Raw genomic sequence first — 16,043 nt, forward strand, 5'->3', positions numbered from 1 at the left:
ACTTTTTATTAAACATAATATTTAAGTAAAATGACTCTAATGAAGCTGTGGAACGCTTCTACAGCAACAAGGTGTTTAACTTTTTATTAAACATAATTATCAATCAAAATGAATTTAATGAGGCTTGAGAAGAAGCCTCTACAGTATTAATGTGAAATGAATTTAATGGAGCATTCCTGCGGAATCTCCTACAGTAATAAGGGGGATGAATTTAATGCAACCGCTCCTATGTCGGGTTGCTACAGCAATAAGGTGTATAATTTTTTCTGATTAAGAAAAGATAAGAATAATGTAATAATGTAAAGGAAGTGTTTATGATGGAAAAGGAAAGAATTACAGCAATTAAAAGTCGCAGTAGTGGAGAAATAGAGGCTTACGAGCTTTCTAGTGGGAAAATAATAACAAAAGAAGAGGCTGTAGGATTAGCTAGAGATGGGAAGATAGATGGGGTACAGGTTCTAGAATCAAAAAATGGTGAAGAATATTTAAGAAGCAGACCAGATGATGATGAAAGTAATAATTTAAGTGAACTATCTAAGTTTAAATAGGTTTAGGAAATTATTTGTTATTTTTAACTATATGGAAGAAAAAAGAACTCTTGTACAAAGTGCAAAAGTTCTTTTGTTTGTTTAGCAAGTAGTTTTACGATTAAAGTAAGTTAAACAACAATGTTTTGAATTTCTAGTTCTCTGTGATATATTTCTTTGAATTTGCATCTTGCTCTTAAAGCATCACGTATCTCAAGCTCTAGAGGGATTGAGGAATAAACATTAATATTTACAACTTCGTCAGTAATTTTTATATCTAAGTATTTAACAGCACCTTCAAGGCTTCTATCTAAACTCTCAGAAATTCTTAATAATATTCCTATTTTCTCAACGATATCTACATCTAATCTATTTATTATGGAACTATATTGAGCTAAAGGAACTGTATAGGAATTATTTCTATGAAAAGCAGCAGTGCATGCACTAAGTAATAATTCTTTATGAGTTAACCCATTCATATAGGCATTAAGTATGACATAAAAAGAATGAATATGATGATTATAGTATTTGATACTAATTCCGCTGTCGTGTAGTAGCGAGGCAGTTTTAATTACGTTGTTATACTCAGTTCCAAGATGATGTAATGGTCGTAATTGTTCATAAAGAGTTTTTAAGATTGTATAAACATGTTCAGCATGGTCTTTATTAACATTTAAGCTTTCCATTATACCTCGTATTGAATAATCAACTATATCATCTATTGGCCCTAAATTTTTAATTATATAATCAAAAAGTAATCCTTCACGCATTCCTCTGCCACAGATTTTTAATTGAGTAATATCTAAAAAATAAGTAAGAACTTTCATGATTAAAGTAGTTCCAACTATTATATCAACTCTATCTTTAGATACTCCATCAACTTTAATTCTTTGATTTAAATCTTTACTTTTAAGTAAATTTAAAATTTCACATAAATCTGTATTTGTAAGCTCGTAATTATGGGTTATTAGTAATGGATATCTCTTTCTAATACGATCAATTTTCCCAACATTTCTAAAGGCTCCACCAACGCCGATTATGTTATCAAAATTACCTTTTTTAAGCCACGGTATAGAGGTTATGCAATCCATGATAGAACTCTTAGCATTTTCAAAATCACTATGTATAATTCGATCTCTTAAATTAAAGCCATAAGATATATTTAAACTACCTATGGGTAAGGTTGTGGATTCTATAATTTGTCCATTTTTTATCCATGCTAAATGTGTACATGTACCACTAATATCTATAAGTAAAGAATTATTTGTATAAATAGAGTTTTTTACTCCCACGTAATTATAATAAATTTCATCCTTTAATGTAAGAATTTTCACATCAAGATTTAGTTCACTTGAGATCTTTTCTATTATATACTCTCCATTATCTGCATCTCTTAAAGCTTCTGTGGCAACTACAATTATTTTAGTAGCGCCAGATGTAACACATAATGACTTAAAAGCACGCAAGGTATTAATAGTTATATTTATTTTTTCCTCTGTTATAAAATTATTATCTATAAGATCAAGTGCTAACTTAACAGGTTCACTTAATTCGTCTATTACTCTAAAATAACCACTATCCTCAATTTCTGATAGTATAACCCTAATATAATTTGAGCAAATATCAATTACACCAACACGTTTCATAGTACACCTCTAATTTTAAAATTATTCTAAATTATTATATCAAAATATTTTAATAAATGCATTAAAGTAATAATGTACATTATATTAATATTGACAATCAAAAGACTTAAAATGTATAATAATTATCGTAACTAAATAAAGAGTAGAGTCTATGATAAGAAGAGTAGTTTAATTAAAACCTAAAGCGAGCAGGAGTTTGGTGAGAGCCTGTAGGAGTGAGATTAAATGAAGAGAGCCTTTGAGACATTATTTGAAAGCTTAGGGTAAGTAAAATAAATCGCATTTCAGCGTTAAAGAATTGAGTGGCATTTATGCAACAAGAGTGGTACCGCGGATATTTCGTCTCTTTATTATTAAAGAGGCGTTTTTTATTTTATATAAATATAAATAGAGGAGGAAACTAAATGAATTACAAAAGTCTAATAGCTGAAAGAATTAGTTCATTGATAGATTTAGATAAGGAAGAGATAGAAAAGGCTATCGAAATTCCACCAAGAGGTGAAATGGGAGATTATGCTTTTCCATGTTTTCAGCTAGCAAAGGTTTTAAGAAAAGCACCTAACGCTATAGCTACAGAACTTAAAGAAAAATTCAATAGTGAAGGTTTTGAGAGAGTTGAAAACTTAGGACCATATTTAAACTTCTTTGTAGATAAAGGAATGTTTAATAAAAACACAATAGAAAACATCTTAACCTTAGGAGATAGTTATGGAGCTTCGGAATTAGGTGAAGGGAAACCTGTGTGTGTTGAATTTTCATCACCCAATATAGCAAAACCTTTCCATGTAGGGCACTTATTTACTACAGTTATAGGAAACTCTTTATATAAGATGTTTAATTATCAAGGTTACAAAGCAGTGGGAATAAACCACTTAGGAGATTGGGGAACACAGTTTGGTAAGCTTATCTCTGCATATAAGAGATGGATTGATGAGGAAGCTTTAGAAAGAGAACCTATAAATGAATTATTAAGAATATATGTAAAATTCCATGACGAGGCTGAAAAAGATCCTAGCTTAGATGATGAAGGAAGAATGTGGTTTAAGAAGCTTGAAGATGGTGATAAAGAAGCTACTGAGCTTTGGGAAAGATTCACTAAACTTTCTTTAAAAGAATTTAATAAGGTCTATGATGAATTAGGAGTTAAATTTGATTCTCTTGCAGGAGAAGGCTTCTATAATGATAAAATGGATGTAGTTATAAAAGAACTTGAAGAGAAAAGACTATTAACAGAAAGTAATGGAGCTAAGGTTGTTATGCTCGAAGATTACAACATGCCTCCATGTATAATATTAAAATCAGATGGAGCTACTATATATGCTACAAGAGATTTAGCAGCTGCTATGTATAGAAAAAAAACGTATGATTTTGCTAAAAGCATATATGTTGTAGGTACACCTCAAGCTCTACACTTTAAGCAAGTATTTAAGGTTTTAGAACTTGCAGGACATGAATGGGCTAAAGATTGTGTTCACGTAGGTTTTGGATTAGTTAAATTTGCAGATAGAAAGCTTTCTACAAGAAAAGGTGAAGTAGTATTATTAGAAGACCTTTTAAAAGAAGCAAAAGACAGAGCATTAGAAGTAATAAATGAAAAAAATCCAACATTAGAAAATAAAGAAGAAGTTGCTAAAAAGATAGGTATAGGATCAATAGTATTTACTTATCTTAAAAACTCAAGAGAAAAAGATATATTATTTGACTGGAAAGAGATGTTATCTTTTGAAGGAGAAACCGGACCATATGTTCAATATTCTTATGCAAGAGCTAACAGTATATTAAGAAAAGTTGGAGAAACTAGTGGAGAAGCTAGTTATTCTAGTTTAGATTCAAAAGAAGAATTTGAATTAATTAAAACTTTAGAAGTATTTAATAAAAATATATTAAATGCCCTTGATAAATTAGAACCTTCTATAGTAACAAGATATGTTGTAGATGTTGCAAAAGCTTTTAACAAATTCTATAATGCCCATACTGTAGCAAACCTAGAAGACGAAAAATTAAAAAATGCTAGAATAAATTTAGTAAAAGCTACATGCCAAGTTATTAAAAATGCATTAAATCTTCTTGGTATTGAAGTAGTAGAAAAGATGTAAAAAAAATGATAATAAAGGATTCTAAATTCCTTTGTGATTTAGATGAAAATATAGTTAAAAATTATGCTCTTGATAATTTAGTATTTTTTGATATTGAAGCCACAGGGTTTAATGTAAAAAAAGATTGGGTTTTTGCCCTTTCTTTTTGTACCATTGTTAAAGGTTACTTAGTAGGGAAAACATTCGTTTGCAATAATATTAAAGATGAAAAAGCATTAATTGAAAAGTTTATAAGTATTATAGAAAATAAAGGGTTATGCAGTTATAATGGAAAGGCCTTTGATGAACCGTTTTTAAGAAAAAGAGCTTTAATATATGGAATAGATTTTCCTAAAAATATATCTCATCGTGATTTATATAGGGAAATAAGACCATATAAAAATGGATTAAATATAGAGTCCTTATCATTAAAAGATATTGAAAAAACATTAAACATAGATAGAGACGAAGAAACTACAGCAGTAGAGTGTATGCACTTATATAAAAGATATTTAGAAACATCAAATGAAAAGTTTTTGAATAAGATTATAAACTACAATTTTAATGATGTTAGATCTCTTCCTCATATATTCAGTTTAATCAACGAAGTTAAGGTGAAAAATATAATAAGAGAAGATGTAATAGATGAGATTAAAAGAAAAGAAATATTAAGATTATGTTTAAATAATAATATATTCTTGGAAGAATCTATAAGCAGTAATATATCTAAAAAAGCTGGTGGAAGAATACTATTTAAATTATATAACAAAGATATAAGTAAAAAAGAAATAGAGGATATCATTAACAATAGTTATTGATGATAAAAAAATAAAACTCCTAAAAAAAGAGTTTTATTTTTTTATCTTTATTTTATCCTCGTACTTTGAGCAGTGAGTATCGCAATCACTACAATTGCATTCACCTTTAGAGGATTTTTTGATATTTCTATAAATTATATATCCAGAAAGAATAACTAAGACAATTGTTATAAGTATTTCTATCATAATAAAAACCACCTTATTAATATTCCGCAGCTATAAATAAAATATGAAACTATCCATGCAATAAATAGCTGATTTATGACTGATAATAGAGTGAATTTAGTACCGTATTCCTTTTTTAATGCACCTATGGTAGAAACACAAGGTACATAAAGAAGTACAAATACCATAAATGATAAAGCAGATAAAAAATTAAAGTGATTAGGTAAAATTAAATCAAGATTACCCCCATATATTATTCCCATTGTTGATATAACAGTTTCTTTTGCAAGTATACCTGTTAGGAGTGATACAGCAGCCTGCCAGTTTCCAAAACCTAAGGGAGAGAATATAGGTGCAATAAAATTACCTATATAAGCTAGGAAACTTGAATTTATATCTGTTACTAGTCCAGAAAAATTAAAATTAGATAAAAACCATATGATGACACTCATAGCAAATATAATTGTACCAGCTTTTTTTAAGAATCCTTTTCCTTTATCCCAAGTATGTTTGAATACATTTTTAGGTTCTGGCAATTTATATTCAGGAAGTTCAATTATAAATGGTTCCTCATCTTTTTTGAATATAGAGTTTTTGAAGAATATACCCAATAAAAATGCAACTAATATACCAAGAAAATATAATGATCCTACAATTAAAGCTTCTCTACCTTTAAAAAATATGCTTGCAAATACTAAATATACCGGTAGCCTAGCATTACAACTCATAAAAGGAACTAATAAAGCTGTTAATTTTCTGTCCTTTTCACTTTCTAAAGTTCTAGCAGACATAATAGCTGGAACTGTACATCCAAAGCCTACCATCATAGGAATGAATGCTTTACCTGATAAACCCATCTTTCTCATTAACTTATCCATTATAAAAGCAACTCTTGCCATGTAACCAGAGTCTTCTAATATAGAGATACAGAAAAACAAAGCTAAAATTACAGGTAATAATACAACTATTCCACCTACCCCAGCAATTATTCCATCTATTATAAGACTTCTAAACCAATCTGTTGATGTAGATAGAAGTGTCTCAACAGAGGGAAGTATAAACCCATTAAGTACTTGTTCATCAAGCCAATCTGATAAAGGAATTCCAACCCAAGAAAATGTAAACTTAAATATAAACATCATAATAAGTATAAAAATAGGATAAGCTAAAATAGGATTTAATAATATTTTATCTATAAAATCATTACTTGAGTTTTTTGAAGTTTCACTTTTTATAAATGACTTGTCCACAAGTTTATCCAAAAAAGCATAAGCTTCTTTTTCATTATAAAAGCTAAAAGTTTTTTTGGAATATGATTTAGGAAAATCATGGTTTGCAATTAAAGTTTTAATTTCATCTATTCCAATTCCTTTACTAGCACTTAAAGGTATTATTTTTACACCTAACTCTTTTTCTATTAAAGGAATATCAATTTTTATTGATTTTTTTTCAACTATATCCATCATATTTAATAATAGAACTATGGGAATATTAAAAGCTTTAAGCTGAGTAGTCAGGTATAGATTTCTAACTAAATTTGATGCATCAACTATATTTAAAATAACATCAACATGTCCATCTTCTAAGAATTTTTTAGAGACCTTTTCTTCATTTGAAAATGTGTCCATGGCATAAATACCAGGTAGATCAACTATTTTAACATCCTTTAAGTAGCCTTCTTTCTTTTCAACAGTAACCCCAGCCCAATTACCTACGTATTGATTGGAACCAGTAAGTTCGTTAAAAAGAGTGGTTTTACCTACATTAGGATTTCCTAGCAAAGCAACAGTTGTCATTAAATTCCCTCCTCTTATCTTACAAAAATATTTTTAGCATCTTTTTTTCTAAGGGCAAAATCAGTACCTCTTAAATTCACGATAAGAGGGTCTCCTAAAGGTGCTATGTTTTTTAATGTTATTTTAGTTCCTTCTATACAACCAAGAGCTAAAAGTCTCTTAGTCAGCTTATCATCACAATTGATTTTTGTAATTATACCTGTATCACCAGGCTTTAAATCGCAAATGCACACTATTAACACCTCACACTGAAAATCAATATCGTGAGTATGATACCACTATAAGTATATATAGTCAAGAAAATAACAAGCTTAAAATAGGATTATATAGATTTTTATATTGAAATGATACTTTAAATAGTGATAAAATAAAGATTAAAAAACTAAGGAGGTAGGCTATGAAAAAAATCGCAGCATTTTTTGATATAGATGGAACATTATATAGAGAAGGTTTAATAACAGAAGTATTTAAAAAAATGATAAAATATGAAATAATAGAATCAGAGAGATGGTACAAAGAAGTTAGGCCTAAATTCCTTAGCTGGGATAGAAGAGAAGGAGACTATGACTCTTATCTTCTAAAGATGATAGATATATATATGGAAGCAATAAAAGGTATAAATAGACACAATATTGAATTTATTGCTAAAAGAGTTATTGAGCAAAAAGGAGATAGGGTTTATACTTTTTCTAGAGAGAGAATTAAATGGCATAAGGAACAAGGGCATGTTTTAGTTACCGTATCAGGTTCACCTGTTGAGCTTGTAAGAGAAATGGCAATGAAATATGGTTTTGATGACTTTAAAGGCTCTATATATCTCTTAGATGAAAAGGAAAAATATACAGGTGAAGTAGTTCCTATGTGGGATTCTGTAAGTAAGCAGAAGGCTGTAGATGAAATTGTAGAAAAATATGATATAGATCTTGATCAAAGTTATGCTTATGGAGATACATCAGGTGATTTTACAATGTTTAAGGCAGTTAAACATCCTTATTGCATTAATCCAACTAAAGAGCTATTAGATAAAGTTAGAGAGGAGGATAGCATTAGAGAAAAGATAAAGGTTGTTGTTGAAAGGAAAGACGTTACGTATAATTTAGATATAGACAACATTCAATATGTGTAAAAGAAAGAGTGAGCGCTAGTGATAATAAGGGAAAATACTATAAGGATTGATGAGCCTACTAAAGAAAATATGTTGGAGGCTCAAGACGACTTATCCTTTGAAGATGCTGTGTTTTTTGATTTAGAGCATTATGTTTATAAGAAACCTAAATGTGTTGGCGTATTTGGCGCTTGTTATTTCTCTCCTGTAAATTCAGAAATAAAAGTCACTCAATATATGATTGAAAATAGAGAAGAAGTCAAGGATATTTTAATTTTGGCTAAAAGATACCTAGAGGATATTTGTGAAAATGAAGGCAAGAGCTCTATAGTTACTTTTTCAGGTAATAATGACTTTACAGTAATTAATTACTTATTCAATAAATACAAAGTGGATTTTTCTTTTGAAGAACACTTTAAATCTGTTGATCTACAAAAAGAATATGAAAAAGTGAAAAAAGAAAGTATTGGATTAAAAAATTTAGAGAAATTATTCAATATTGAAAGAGAAAATGGAGACCTTATCTCTGGAGCAAATCTAGCTAAAACTTTTCACAAAGTCCTAAAGGATAAAGACTACATATTTAGAATGCCTAAGGAAAAGATAGAAAAGATATTAGTTTATAATGAGGCGGATGTAGTTAATCTATTTCATATATATAAAGATTGGAAACAATATATGATAGTAGAAAAAGAAGAAGAGGAAATCGAAGAAGTAGAAGATATAGAAGATGTAGAAGAGATTGAGAAAATAGAGGAAGAATTTCAGGAGGAAATAAAAGAGAGCTGTACAATTTAGTGCAACTCTCTTTTATTATTTACTGTTTTTTTATGTTAGTTCCATCTGAAACAAGAACTATTGTACCATCTAAGTCAGTTCTATAATATTTAACCTTATTATCTTCTAAAGCTTTTATAGTTTCTTTATGGGGATGACCATACTTGTTGTTTTTACCACAAGATATAATTGCTATACTTGGATTAACTGCCTTTAGGAAATCCTTAGAAGTAGATGTGGAGCTTCCATGATGACCAACCTTTAGAACATCGGATTCTAAATTGTATCCTTTTTTTAATGTTTCTTTTTCAGACAGTTTTTCTGCATCTCCAGTAAACAACATAGAATTATTACCATAGGTTAATTTAATTATAGGTGAATAGTTATTAGCATCTTCATAGCTATCACTATTTGGTGCAAAAACCTCTAACTGGACATCAGAATCAAAATCTATAGTTGATCCAGCTTTTAAAGGTTTGATTTTTAAGTCTTTATTTTTTAGTTCTCTAATCATGCTTTCAAAAGCTTTAGTTGTAGAGGTAGCTTTTGGAGCATAAAAATTAGTGATTGAGTATTTTTTTATAACTTCATCCATATTTCCAATATGGTCTTCATCTGGATGAGTTGCTATTACAGCATCAAATTTTTTTATATTTAATTTTTTTAAGTAATCTAAAAATTTGTCTTCAGCTTTTTGTGTAGATGAGTCAATAAGCATGTTTTTATCTTTATATTGTATAAGTATTGCATCTCCTTGATCTACATCTATAAAATGCACCTTAACCATATTTGATATTTCTGAATCAGATTTATCAATAGAGGCTAAGTCACAAGAAAATAGAAAGGAAGATAGTAGTATTAAAAAAGCCATTAATATATTAATAGATATTTTTTTCATAAGTTACTCCTTTTAATAAATTACTCCCTACAGTGTACCACTTTATGCTAATTAAGAAAAGTTATTAATACTTGAACTTTCTATAGTGGGTAAGTATAATTAAGAAGATGATTTTGAGGTGGTGTTATAAATGAAGTTAATTTTTATGTTAATTTCTTATGGGATTTATATGATTGGCCTAAGAATTAAGGGAAGTATATATAAAATTTTAAAGAAATTTTCAACTAAGGAAAAAGCAGAAGCATATAGAGATAGAGTTGTTTTTAACTGGGCTAATTTTACTATTAAAATAATAGGACTTAAAGTAAATGTAGTTGGAAGAGAAAACATACCTAAGGAAGCCTGCGTTTTTATATCAAACCATCAGAGTATTTTAGATATTCCAGTGCTTTTTTACGGAGCTCATAGAGTTATGGGATTTATAGCTAAAAAGGAACTACTTAAAGTACCTGTAATTGGTTATTGGTTAAAGGTTGCTCATTGTGTACCTATTGATAGGGAAAATGTTAGAGAAGCTATTAAGGTAATACAAATAGGGTCTGAAAACTTATTAAAGGGAGACTCTATGGGAATATTTCCTGAAGGGACTAGAGCAAAAGATGGAATTATGAAACCTTTAAAGAAGGGAAGTTTAAAGCTAGCAACAAAAGCTAAAGCACCTATAGTTCCAGTTACTATAAATGGTACCTATAAAGCTTATGAATTAAACAAAAAAATTCAAAGTGCAGAAGTAACAATTATTTTTGATAAGCCTATATATACGGATAATATAAGTAGGGAAGAAGAAAGAGAACTGCATACTAAGGTTCAAGATGTTATAATGAAAAATTTAGAGAAATTACAAAAAGAGTAGATTGGTCTACTCTTTTTTTGTTAGAATTTTGTTACTTGTAAGAAAATTGAAAAAACATTTAACAAAAATTGCAATTTTTATGTTATAATTTTATGGTAATCCAATATTGAAATAAAAAATGAAATATTTATGTTGAGAATAATTCAGAATGGGGGATTGTTATGCGCAAAGAGTTTTCCTTAAGTAATGACAAAGCAACTATTAATTTCACAGCTAAGTATTGCGACAACTATGAAACTCTTTTAGAAAGTGACGGTTTTAAAAGAGTATTAGAAACATTTTTATTAAAGTCTAAGAAAAAATATTCTCATAGTTACAGGTTTTTAGTAGAAGGTTTAAAATCAGAGGATTTAGACTTTATAAGAATGGAAGTAACTAATATATTTAAAGTACTAACAGTAATGAGTTTAGAAGAAATTGTAAAGATAAAAGATAACTATAAGGAACTTTTAATAAATAAGGATGAATTCGTTAATTTTATTGAAAACCTATATCTTTTTTGGCGAAGGTTAGAAAGATATACTATAATTTATGCAAATAGAGTTAAAACTGGTTTAGCAGCAGTTAGTTTTACGGAAATTAATTCTCAATTTACAAAATTGATATTGAGACTTTATAGAAAAATAGAAAAAAACATAATTGGATTTAATCCTAATGTATTTAGACAACTAAGTGCTGGTGCTAATGCAAGTTTAATGCTTACTAGCATTAATTGGGACGTGCCAGAAGAGTATAGGGCATTAGAAAAGATACCATTTATAGATACAATTTTATTATCTACACCATTTATAACATATCCCAAAAAGAATACAAGAGATGGTATGTTTAGTGAAGTAAAATATAATCCATTAGAAAATGGAACAATAAATAAAGATCATTGGTTTTGTTATCCTGCTAAAATTGGCGAGTTAATGGCATTTTTGTATTTTCATAGAGATTTTATGGAACATGGTATAACCTTATGCAATTTGTTTGAACTTGCTAGAGAAGAAGATTATAGAGGTAAAAAACCAGACATAATATATGTTTTTGGTGCTAGAGAATCTGGTGAAGAAATTAAAACAGTATTTTATGATGATGAAAAGAATGATATCATGCTTGGATATGTAAGCCATTCAGAAGATATAGACTACTTTGGTTATATGAAAAAGATGAGCCTTACTCTTCATAATCTTATAATGATAAAGAGAGGTTTTTTACCTATACATGGAGCTATGGTTAATATAGTATTAAAGAATGGAAAAGAAGCAAACGTTATAATTATGGGGGATTCAGGTGCAGGAAAATCAGAAAGCTTAGAGGCATTTAGAACCTTAAGTGAAGAACATATTTCCGATATGACTATAGTATTTGATGATATGGGGACTATTAAAGAAAAAGATGGCAAGATTTATGGGTATGGAACTGAGATAGGTGCTTTTGTAAGATTAGATGACTTAGATCAGGGGTATGCCTTTAAGGAAATGGATAGAAGTATATTTATGAACCCAGATAAGATTAATGCTAGATTAGTTATGCCTGTAGCCTCTTATAAAGAGATAATGAAGGGCTATAAGGTAGACTTATTTTTGTATGCAAATAACTATGATAATGTTGAAGAGGGTGAAAATTCTATTCAATACTTCAGCTCACCTAAGGAGGCAATAAAGGTATTTAAAGCTGGAGCTAGAATGGCTAAAGGAACTACTACAGAAAAAGGATTAGTAGAATCGTATTTTGCAAATCCATTTGGACCAGCTCAAAAGCAAAAAGAGTGTGATATTTTATTAGATAAATATTTTAATAACTTATATAAAGCAGAAGCTAAGGTTGGGCAAATGAAAACATGTTTAGCAATACAAGGCTTAGAGAAAGAAGGCCCAAGAAAAGCTGCTTTAGAACTGTTTAAAATAATTTCAAATGAGTTAAACACCTCTGAATTATAGAAGATTTTATGGAAAGTCTTAATTAAAGTTACTAGAGAGTAAAGCTAAAAGCTATCACGAAATGTGATAGCTTTAATTTTTTAATGAATTTATTTTATTCTTTATTTCAGTTAATATAGAATCGAACTTTTTAGATTTTATATTTGGAAAGGCATTTATTAATCTTCTGTGATTTAGGTTAATATTGTTAAGTGAATTTTCATATTTACTTTTTAGATCCTTAAGATTTTGTTCGATATTTTGAGCCGCATCCATGGCTATTTCTTTAGTTGTACTAAACAAATATTCATATCTATCTTTAATTTCAGCTGATATATTATTTAAACTATTAAATAGGCTATTTAGCCTAATTAAAGATGATAAAGTGAAAAATACATCAGTTAAAAAATATATAAGAATTAAATAGGATATAGGGGTTAATACAACATCCGGAACTAAGTTAACTAAAGATGCTATTAATGGGTGAATTACTTTTATTATAAATACAACAGCCACTCCCCATAGTAGAGAAAAACTTAAACATATTCTTCCTTTAATATTAAAAGCATTGTCGCTATAGTCCCACCATCTTGAATTAAAGAATGTTTCAAGTATAAAGCCTGTAATATATTCTACTAAAGAAACTAAAATAGTTGCAAAAATATATAATAGAATAATGTTATCATTAAAACGCTCTAAAGATATTATAGCTAATACAATTCCTGTACCATATATTGGACAAAAGGGCCCATATAAAAACCCTCTATTAACAAAAAATCCTCTAACTTTATATGCATAACATACCTCTGTTAACCAACCTAATAAGGAGTAAATAAAGAAATAAAGAAATAATTCATAGATATTAGTATTAGATATAGCTGATAAGATATAAATCACTCCTTTCGAACATTAACTATAGTATATTATACAATAATTACATAGATATGAACAATTTAAAAGTAAATATATAAATTTCATCAAAATTAATGTTTTTTTTAACATAAATAACTCTCTTTCCTAAGAAAGAGAGTTATTTATAAATTAATCGATTGAATTAGTTCTGTCTTTAGCGAAAAATGATATAGCATATAATCCACAAATTCCAACTATAGCATATATCACTCTTGAAACTGCAGACATATTGCCAAATAGTGATGCTACTAGGTCAAAATTGAAGAAACCTATTAGTCCCCAGTTTACAGCACCTATAATAACTAAGATAAGTGCTAGAGTATCTAATGTCTTCATAAATACACACTCCTTTTTAATTATTTACAACTATTATTTTAACCACAAAAAAAATATATATGTATTTATGAAATAAAAATAAGTCACCCATTAGGGTGACTTAAAATTACAATTGAATATTTCTGTCAACTGGTTGAGAAAGTGATATTATAGTATCAGTTCTTTGAATACCAGTTACTGTGTTAATTTTATTCATAAGTAAATCTTGTAGATCTGATATGTTTTTGCAGATTACTTTTGCAAGTATAGAATAATCTCCTGTAGTTAAATGTAGCTCCACAATTTCCTTTATTTTTGATAACTCATCAAAAACATAATTGAAAGATGAAGTTTTATCTACATATATACCAACAAAACAACAAACATCATAGCTTAGTTTAGGTAAATTTAAAACTATTCTTGTTCCTCTGATTATACCTAAGTCTTCCATTTTTTTCATTCTAACGTGGATAGTTCCACCAGAAACATGACAAATTCTTGCTATCTCTAAATAAGGAGTTCTACAATCTTTAATTAATATGTCTAATATTTGTAAGTCTAAATCATCTAAGTTTGATAATTGATTCATAGACATGTTATCACCTCTTAAGTTTGATATTTTACTTTTTAATTTTATCAAATTCTAATTAAAATTTCCACAAAATAATATAAAAATAAAAAAAAATTTAAAAAAATTTTATTATATTATTAATTAATTACCTATATTTGAATAAATACTTGTATTAATATAACAATATTAAATACAAGTATTGAAAATGATTTAAATATAAACTAATATAATTATGTAGATAAAATTTTAGGGAGGAGTGAGGAAATGGCTGGCATTTTGATTTTTATACTACAATTTCTAGTATTAGGTGTTGTGATATTTGGAGTATTTACTTTATTAAGAAAATTTGTTTTTAGTAAGGTGAAAATAAATAAGTGGATTCCTTTAGCAATTGCAATTGTATTATTTATAATTCAATTTTTTGTTCAAAGAATTAATGGATACGCTGGATTGGCTTTAACTGTATTTGTATTAATATTCTTTATGTGGTTTTTAGATGTTCATCAAGGAATAGGCCCAAGCGGTAAACCTAAAGGAAAACAAATAGAGATAAGATCTAAGGCAAAACCAAATAGAGCTAAACAATTTTATAAAGATAAAGAAGACAAAAAATAAAAGCTCAATTGAGCTTTTATTTTTTGTCCTCTATAAATATAGGAGAGGTCATAGCTATTTTCCCACCATCTTGATAAATTTTAATTACATACCATCTTAGCGACTCATCAAAGGGGATCTTTATTAGGTATTTGACTTTATTCAAATTAATTTTATCAAGGGTCTTTACTACACTGCCACCATTTGAAAGTATTTCAATTTTATTTACGGTATATTTAGTATCATAAGCGTAAATAAAAAATTCTAATTCTTTTATCTTGTCTAATGATATAATTTCCCCCATAAAGTGATTATTTATAGAAAAATAAGTTTTTAAAGTTTTAGATTCAGTAGAATAGGTTCGTCTATTTCTAAAGGCATCCATAATTGTTTTTTTACTGAAATCATTACATACAACACATGTAAGGTTTTCTGAGTCACCAAAATTCATTCTATGATTATCTTGACCATTTATAGCACCTAGTCTCCAGCCGTCATCTAAGAGCTTATAATAATATTTAAAGTGGCGTATATATTTATGAGGAGGAGAGCCATTAGCCACTTCTATAGAGGTAATGAAGTGATTTAATATAGGATGATAGTTTAGTTTGCTTATGGGGCTGTGAGGGTGATTTATAAATATTAAACCATCAGGTTGATTTAGCATCCATAAAAAAACACTTCTCATGTCATTAATAACTCCTGTAAAATAATTAGATACATTAACAATGTTAAGATCACCCCAAGGATTGCTCCTGGTTTCAAAACCCAATATTGCTAAAGGATATTTATTCTTTTTATTATATTTAGTTAAAGATTCTCTTAAATAGTTCCACTTAGTTTTTTTTGAATTTTCTTTTTTTAGAGGTTCCTTAAGAGATGAGTTATGGTCTGTTAGTATAATAAAGTCTATAGATTTTTTGGCTGCATACTCAAGTGCTTCAAGAGGACTTCCCCTTCCTGTTGAAATCTCAGTATGGCAATGGGGAATACCGTAGTAAAATTTTAATTTAGAATCTATCAAAGCATTAGCGTTATAGCTAAAAATATTTTCTTTACTACCCATTGGAGTCCTTCTTTCAAAAAG

General features: G+C 28.4%; 17 protein-coding genes and 1 other annotated feature. Of the genes, 8 read left to right on the forward strand and 9 right to left on the reverse strand.

What is annotated here, in order from left to right; genetic code table 11:
- Nucleotides 1-314 precede the first annotated feature (314 nt).
- Nucleotides 315-548 (forward strand): DUF3892 domain-containing protein, encoded by a 234-nt coding sequence (locus B3N22_RS11935; RefSeq protein ID WP_286907386.1) that lies wholly within the window; start codon nucleotides 315-317, stop codon nucleotides 546-548.
- A gap of 110 nt (nucleotides 549-658) precedes the next feature.
- On the opposite strand, the gene B3N22_RS11940 is transcribed toward B3N22_RS11935, so the two are convergent.
- Nucleotides 659-2,173 (reverse strand): Ppx/GppA phosphatase family protein, encoded by a 1,515-nt coding sequence (locus B3N22_RS11940; protein ID WP_286907388.1) that lies wholly within the window; start codon nucleotides 2,171-2,173, stop codon nucleotides 659-661.
- A gap of 142 nt (nucleotides 2,174-2,315) precedes the next feature.
- Nucleotides 2,316-2,523 (forward strand) — a binding site (T-box leader).
- Nucleotides 2,524-2,577: 54 nt separating this feature from the next.
- Between B3N22_RS11940 and argS the strand changes: the two genes are divergently transcribed.
- Together argS and B3N22_RS11950 are read left to right on the forward strand one after the other, a co-directional pair.
- Nucleotides 2,578-4,269, forward strand: a complete 1,692-nt coding sequence (argS, locus tag B3N22_RS11945; RefSeq protein ID WP_286907390.1) for an arginine--tRNA ligase — start codon at nucleotides 2,578-2,580, stop codon at nucleotides 4,267-4,269.
- 5 nt (nucleotides 4,270-4,274) lie between these two features.
- Entirely contained in the window at nucleotides 4,275-5,066 is a 792-nt protein-coding gene (locus B3N22_RS11950; protein ID WP_286907392.1) for a ribonuclease H-like domain-containing protein, read from the forward strand.
- A 33-nt stretch (nucleotides 5,067-5,099) separates the two neighbouring features.
- On the opposite strand, the gene B3N22_RS11955 is transcribed toward B3N22_RS11950, so the two are convergent.
- The 3 genes from B3N22_RS11955 to B3N22_RS11965 are packed head-to-tail and all read right to left on the reverse strand — an operon-like array spanning nucleotide 5,100 to nucleotide 7,260.
- Nucleotides 5,100-5,252 carry a FeoB-associated Cys-rich membrane protein gene (locus B3N22_RS11955; RefSeq protein ID WP_349676627.1) on the reverse strand — a complete coding sequence of 51 codons (153 nt, stop codon included), beginning with the start codon at nucleotides 5,250-5,252 and terminating at the stop codon, nucleotides 5,100-5,102.
- Nucleotides 5,249-7,027 carry a ferrous iron transport protein B gene (feoB, locus tag B3N22_RS11960; protein WP_286907394.1) on the reverse strand — a complete coding sequence of 593 codons (1,779 nt, stop codon included), beginning with the start codon at nucleotides 7,025-7,027 and terminating at the stop codon, nucleotides 5,249-5,251. Before feoB ends, B3N22_RS11955 begins: the two co-directional genes overlap by 4 nt.
- 14 nt (nucleotides 7,028-7,041) lie before the next feature.
- The gene (locus B3N22_RS11965) at nucleotides 7,042-7,260 is read right to left on the reverse strand and encodes a FeoA family protein (protein WP_073015634.1); all 219 of its coding nucleotides are present in this window, start codon (nucleotides 7,258-7,260) and stop codon (nucleotides 7,042-7,044) included.
- Between the two features lie 164 nt (nucleotides 7,261-7,424).
- Here B3N22_RS11965 and B3N22_RS11970 point away from each other — a divergent pair, with 164 nt between their 5' ends.
- Nucleotides 7,425-8,153 carry an HAD-IB family hydrolase gene (locus B3N22_RS11970; protein WP_073015636.1) on the forward strand — a complete coding sequence of 243 codons (729 nt, stop codon included), beginning with the start codon at nucleotides 7,425-7,427 and terminating at the stop codon, nucleotides 8,151-8,153.
- An 18-nt stretch (nucleotides 8,154-8,171) separates the two neighbouring features.
- Nucleotides 8,172-8,930: a ribonuclease H-like domain-containing protein gene (locus tag B3N22_RS11975; protein WP_286907398.1), complete on the forward strand. Its 759-nt coding sequence runs from the start codon at nucleotides 8,172-8,174 to the stop codon at nucleotides 8,928-8,930.
- 19 nt (nucleotides 8,931-8,949) lie between these two features.
- Here B3N22_RS11975 and B3N22_RS11980 read toward each other — a convergent pair whose 3' ends face one another.
- Nucleotides 8,950-9,807: a ComEC/Rec2 family competence protein gene (locus B3N22_RS11980; RefSeq protein WP_286907400.1), complete on the reverse strand. Its 858-nt coding sequence runs from the start codon at nucleotides 9,805-9,807 to the stop codon at nucleotides 8,950-8,952.
- A 130-nt stretch (nucleotides 9,808-9,937) separates the two neighbouring features.
- Here B3N22_RS11980 and B3N22_RS11985 point away from each other — a divergent pair, with 130 nt between their 5' ends.
- A complete protein-coding gene (locus B3N22_RS11985) occupies nucleotides 9,938-10,660 on the forward strand; it encodes a lysophospholipid acyltransferase family protein (protein ID WP_073015643.1) in 723 nt (240 codons plus the stop codon).
- Nucleotides 10,661-10,821: 161 nt separating this feature from the next.
- Nucleotides 10,822-12,585, forward strand: coding sequence for a phosphoenolpyruvate carboxykinase (ATP) (locus B3N22_RS11990; RefSeq protein ID WP_286907403.1), 1,764 nt, complete (start codon nucleotides 10,822-10,824; stop codon nucleotides 12,583-12,585).
- A 72-nt stretch (nucleotides 12,586-12,657) separates the two neighbouring features.
- On the opposite strand, the gene B3N22_RS11995 is transcribed toward B3N22_RS11990, so the two are convergent.
- From B3N22_RS11995 to B3N22_RS12005, 3 genes are all read right to left on the reverse strand, one after another.
- Nucleotides 12,658-13,461, reverse strand: coding sequence for a putative ABC transporter permease (locus B3N22_RS11995; RefSeq protein ID WP_286907405.1), 804 nt, complete (start codon nucleotides 13,459-13,461; stop codon nucleotides 12,658-12,660).
- Between the two features lie 144 nt (nucleotides 13,462-13,605).
- A complete protein-coding gene (locus tag B3N22_RS12000; RefSeq protein ID WP_021802340.1) occupies nucleotides 13,606-13,812 on the reverse strand; it encodes a DUF378 domain-containing protein in 207 nt (68 codons plus the stop codon).
- A gap of 106 nt (nucleotides 13,813-13,918) precedes the next feature.
- Nucleotides 13,919-14,380 carry an Lrp/AsnC ligand binding domain-containing protein gene (locus B3N22_RS12005; protein WP_139259285.1) on the reverse strand — a complete coding sequence of 154 codons (462 nt, stop codon included), beginning with the start codon at nucleotides 14,378-14,380 and terminating at the stop codon, nucleotides 13,919-13,921.
- Between the two features lie 246 nt (nucleotides 14,381-14,626).
- Between B3N22_RS12005 and B3N22_RS12010 the strand changes: the two genes are divergently transcribed.
- A complete protein-coding gene (locus tag B3N22_RS12010) occupies nucleotides 14,627-14,977 on the forward strand; it encodes a hypothetical protein (protein WP_073015647.1) in 351 nt (116 codons plus the stop codon).
- Between the two features lie 16 nt (nucleotides 14,978-14,993).
- Here B3N22_RS12010 and B3N22_RS12015 read toward each other — a convergent pair whose 3' ends face one another.
- On the reverse strand, nucleotides 14,994-16,022 hold the full coding sequence (locus tag B3N22_RS12015) for a CehA/McbA family metallohydrolase (protein WP_286907409.1): 1,029 nt from the start codon (nucleotides 16,020-16,022) through the stop codon (nucleotides 14,994-14,996).
- Between the last annotated feature and the right edge of the window lie 21 nt (nucleotides 16,023-16,043).

It is taken from the genome of Clostridium sp. UBA1652, assembly GCF_002320975.1.
In the GTDB taxonomy this organism is placed as follows: domain Bacteria; phylum Bacillota; class Clostridia; order Clostridiales; family Clostridiaceae; genus Clostridium_T; species Clostridium_T intestinale.

Coding starts and splice junctions, on each gene's coding strand:
- B3N22_RS11935 (WP_286907386.1), top strand. CDS start 315: ATGATGGAAAAGGAAAGAATTACAGCAATTAAAAGTCGCAGTAGTGGA.
- B3N22_RS11985 (WP_073015643.1), top strand. CDS start 9,938: ATGAAGTTAATTTTTATGTTAATTTCTTATGGGATTTATATGATTGGC.
- B3N22_RS12010 (WP_073015647.1), top strand. CDS start 14,627: ATGGCTGGCATTTTGATTTTTATACTACAATTTCTAGTATTAGGTGTT.
- B3N22_RS12015 (WP_286907409.1), bottom strand. CDS start 16,022: ATGGGTAGTAAAGAAAATATTTTTAGCTATAACGCTAATGCTTTGATA.
- B3N22_RS12000 (WP_021802340.1), bottom strand. CDS start 13,812: ATGAAGACATTAGATACTCTAGCACTTATCTTAGTTATTATAGGTGCT.
- B3N22_RS11990 (WP_286907403.1), top strand. CDS start 10,822: ATGCGCAAAGAGTTTTCCTTAAGTAATGACAAAGCAACTATTAATTTC.
- B3N22_RS11950 (WP_286907392.1), top strand. CDS start 4,275: ATGATAATAAAGGATTCTAAATTCCTTTGTGATTTAGATGAAAATATA.
- B3N22_RS11940 (WP_286907388.1), bottom strand. CDS start 2,173: ATGAAACGTGTTGGTGTAATTGATATTTGCTCAAATTATATTAGGGTT.
- argS (WP_286907390.1), top strand. CDS start 2,578: ATGAATTACAAAAGTCTAATAGCTGAAAGAATTAGTTCATTGATAGAT.
- B3N22_RS11970 (WP_073015636.1), top strand. CDS start 7,425: ATGAAAAAAATCGCAGCATTTTTTGATATAGATGGAACATTATATAGA.
- feoB (WP_286907394.1), bottom strand. CDS start 7,027: ATGACAACTGTTGCTTTGCTAGGAAATCCTAATGTAGGTAAAACCACT.
- B3N22_RS11980 (WP_286907400.1), bottom strand. CDS start 9,807: ATGAAAAAAATATCTATTAATATATTAATGGCTTTTTTAATACTACTA.
- B3N22_RS11955 (WP_349676627.1), bottom strand. CDS start 5,252: ATGATAGAAATACTTATAACAATTGTCTTAGTTATTCTTTCTGGATAT.
- B3N22_RS12005 (WP_139259285.1), bottom strand. CDS start 14,380: ATGAATCAATTATCAAACTTAGATGATTTAGACTTACAAATATTAGAC.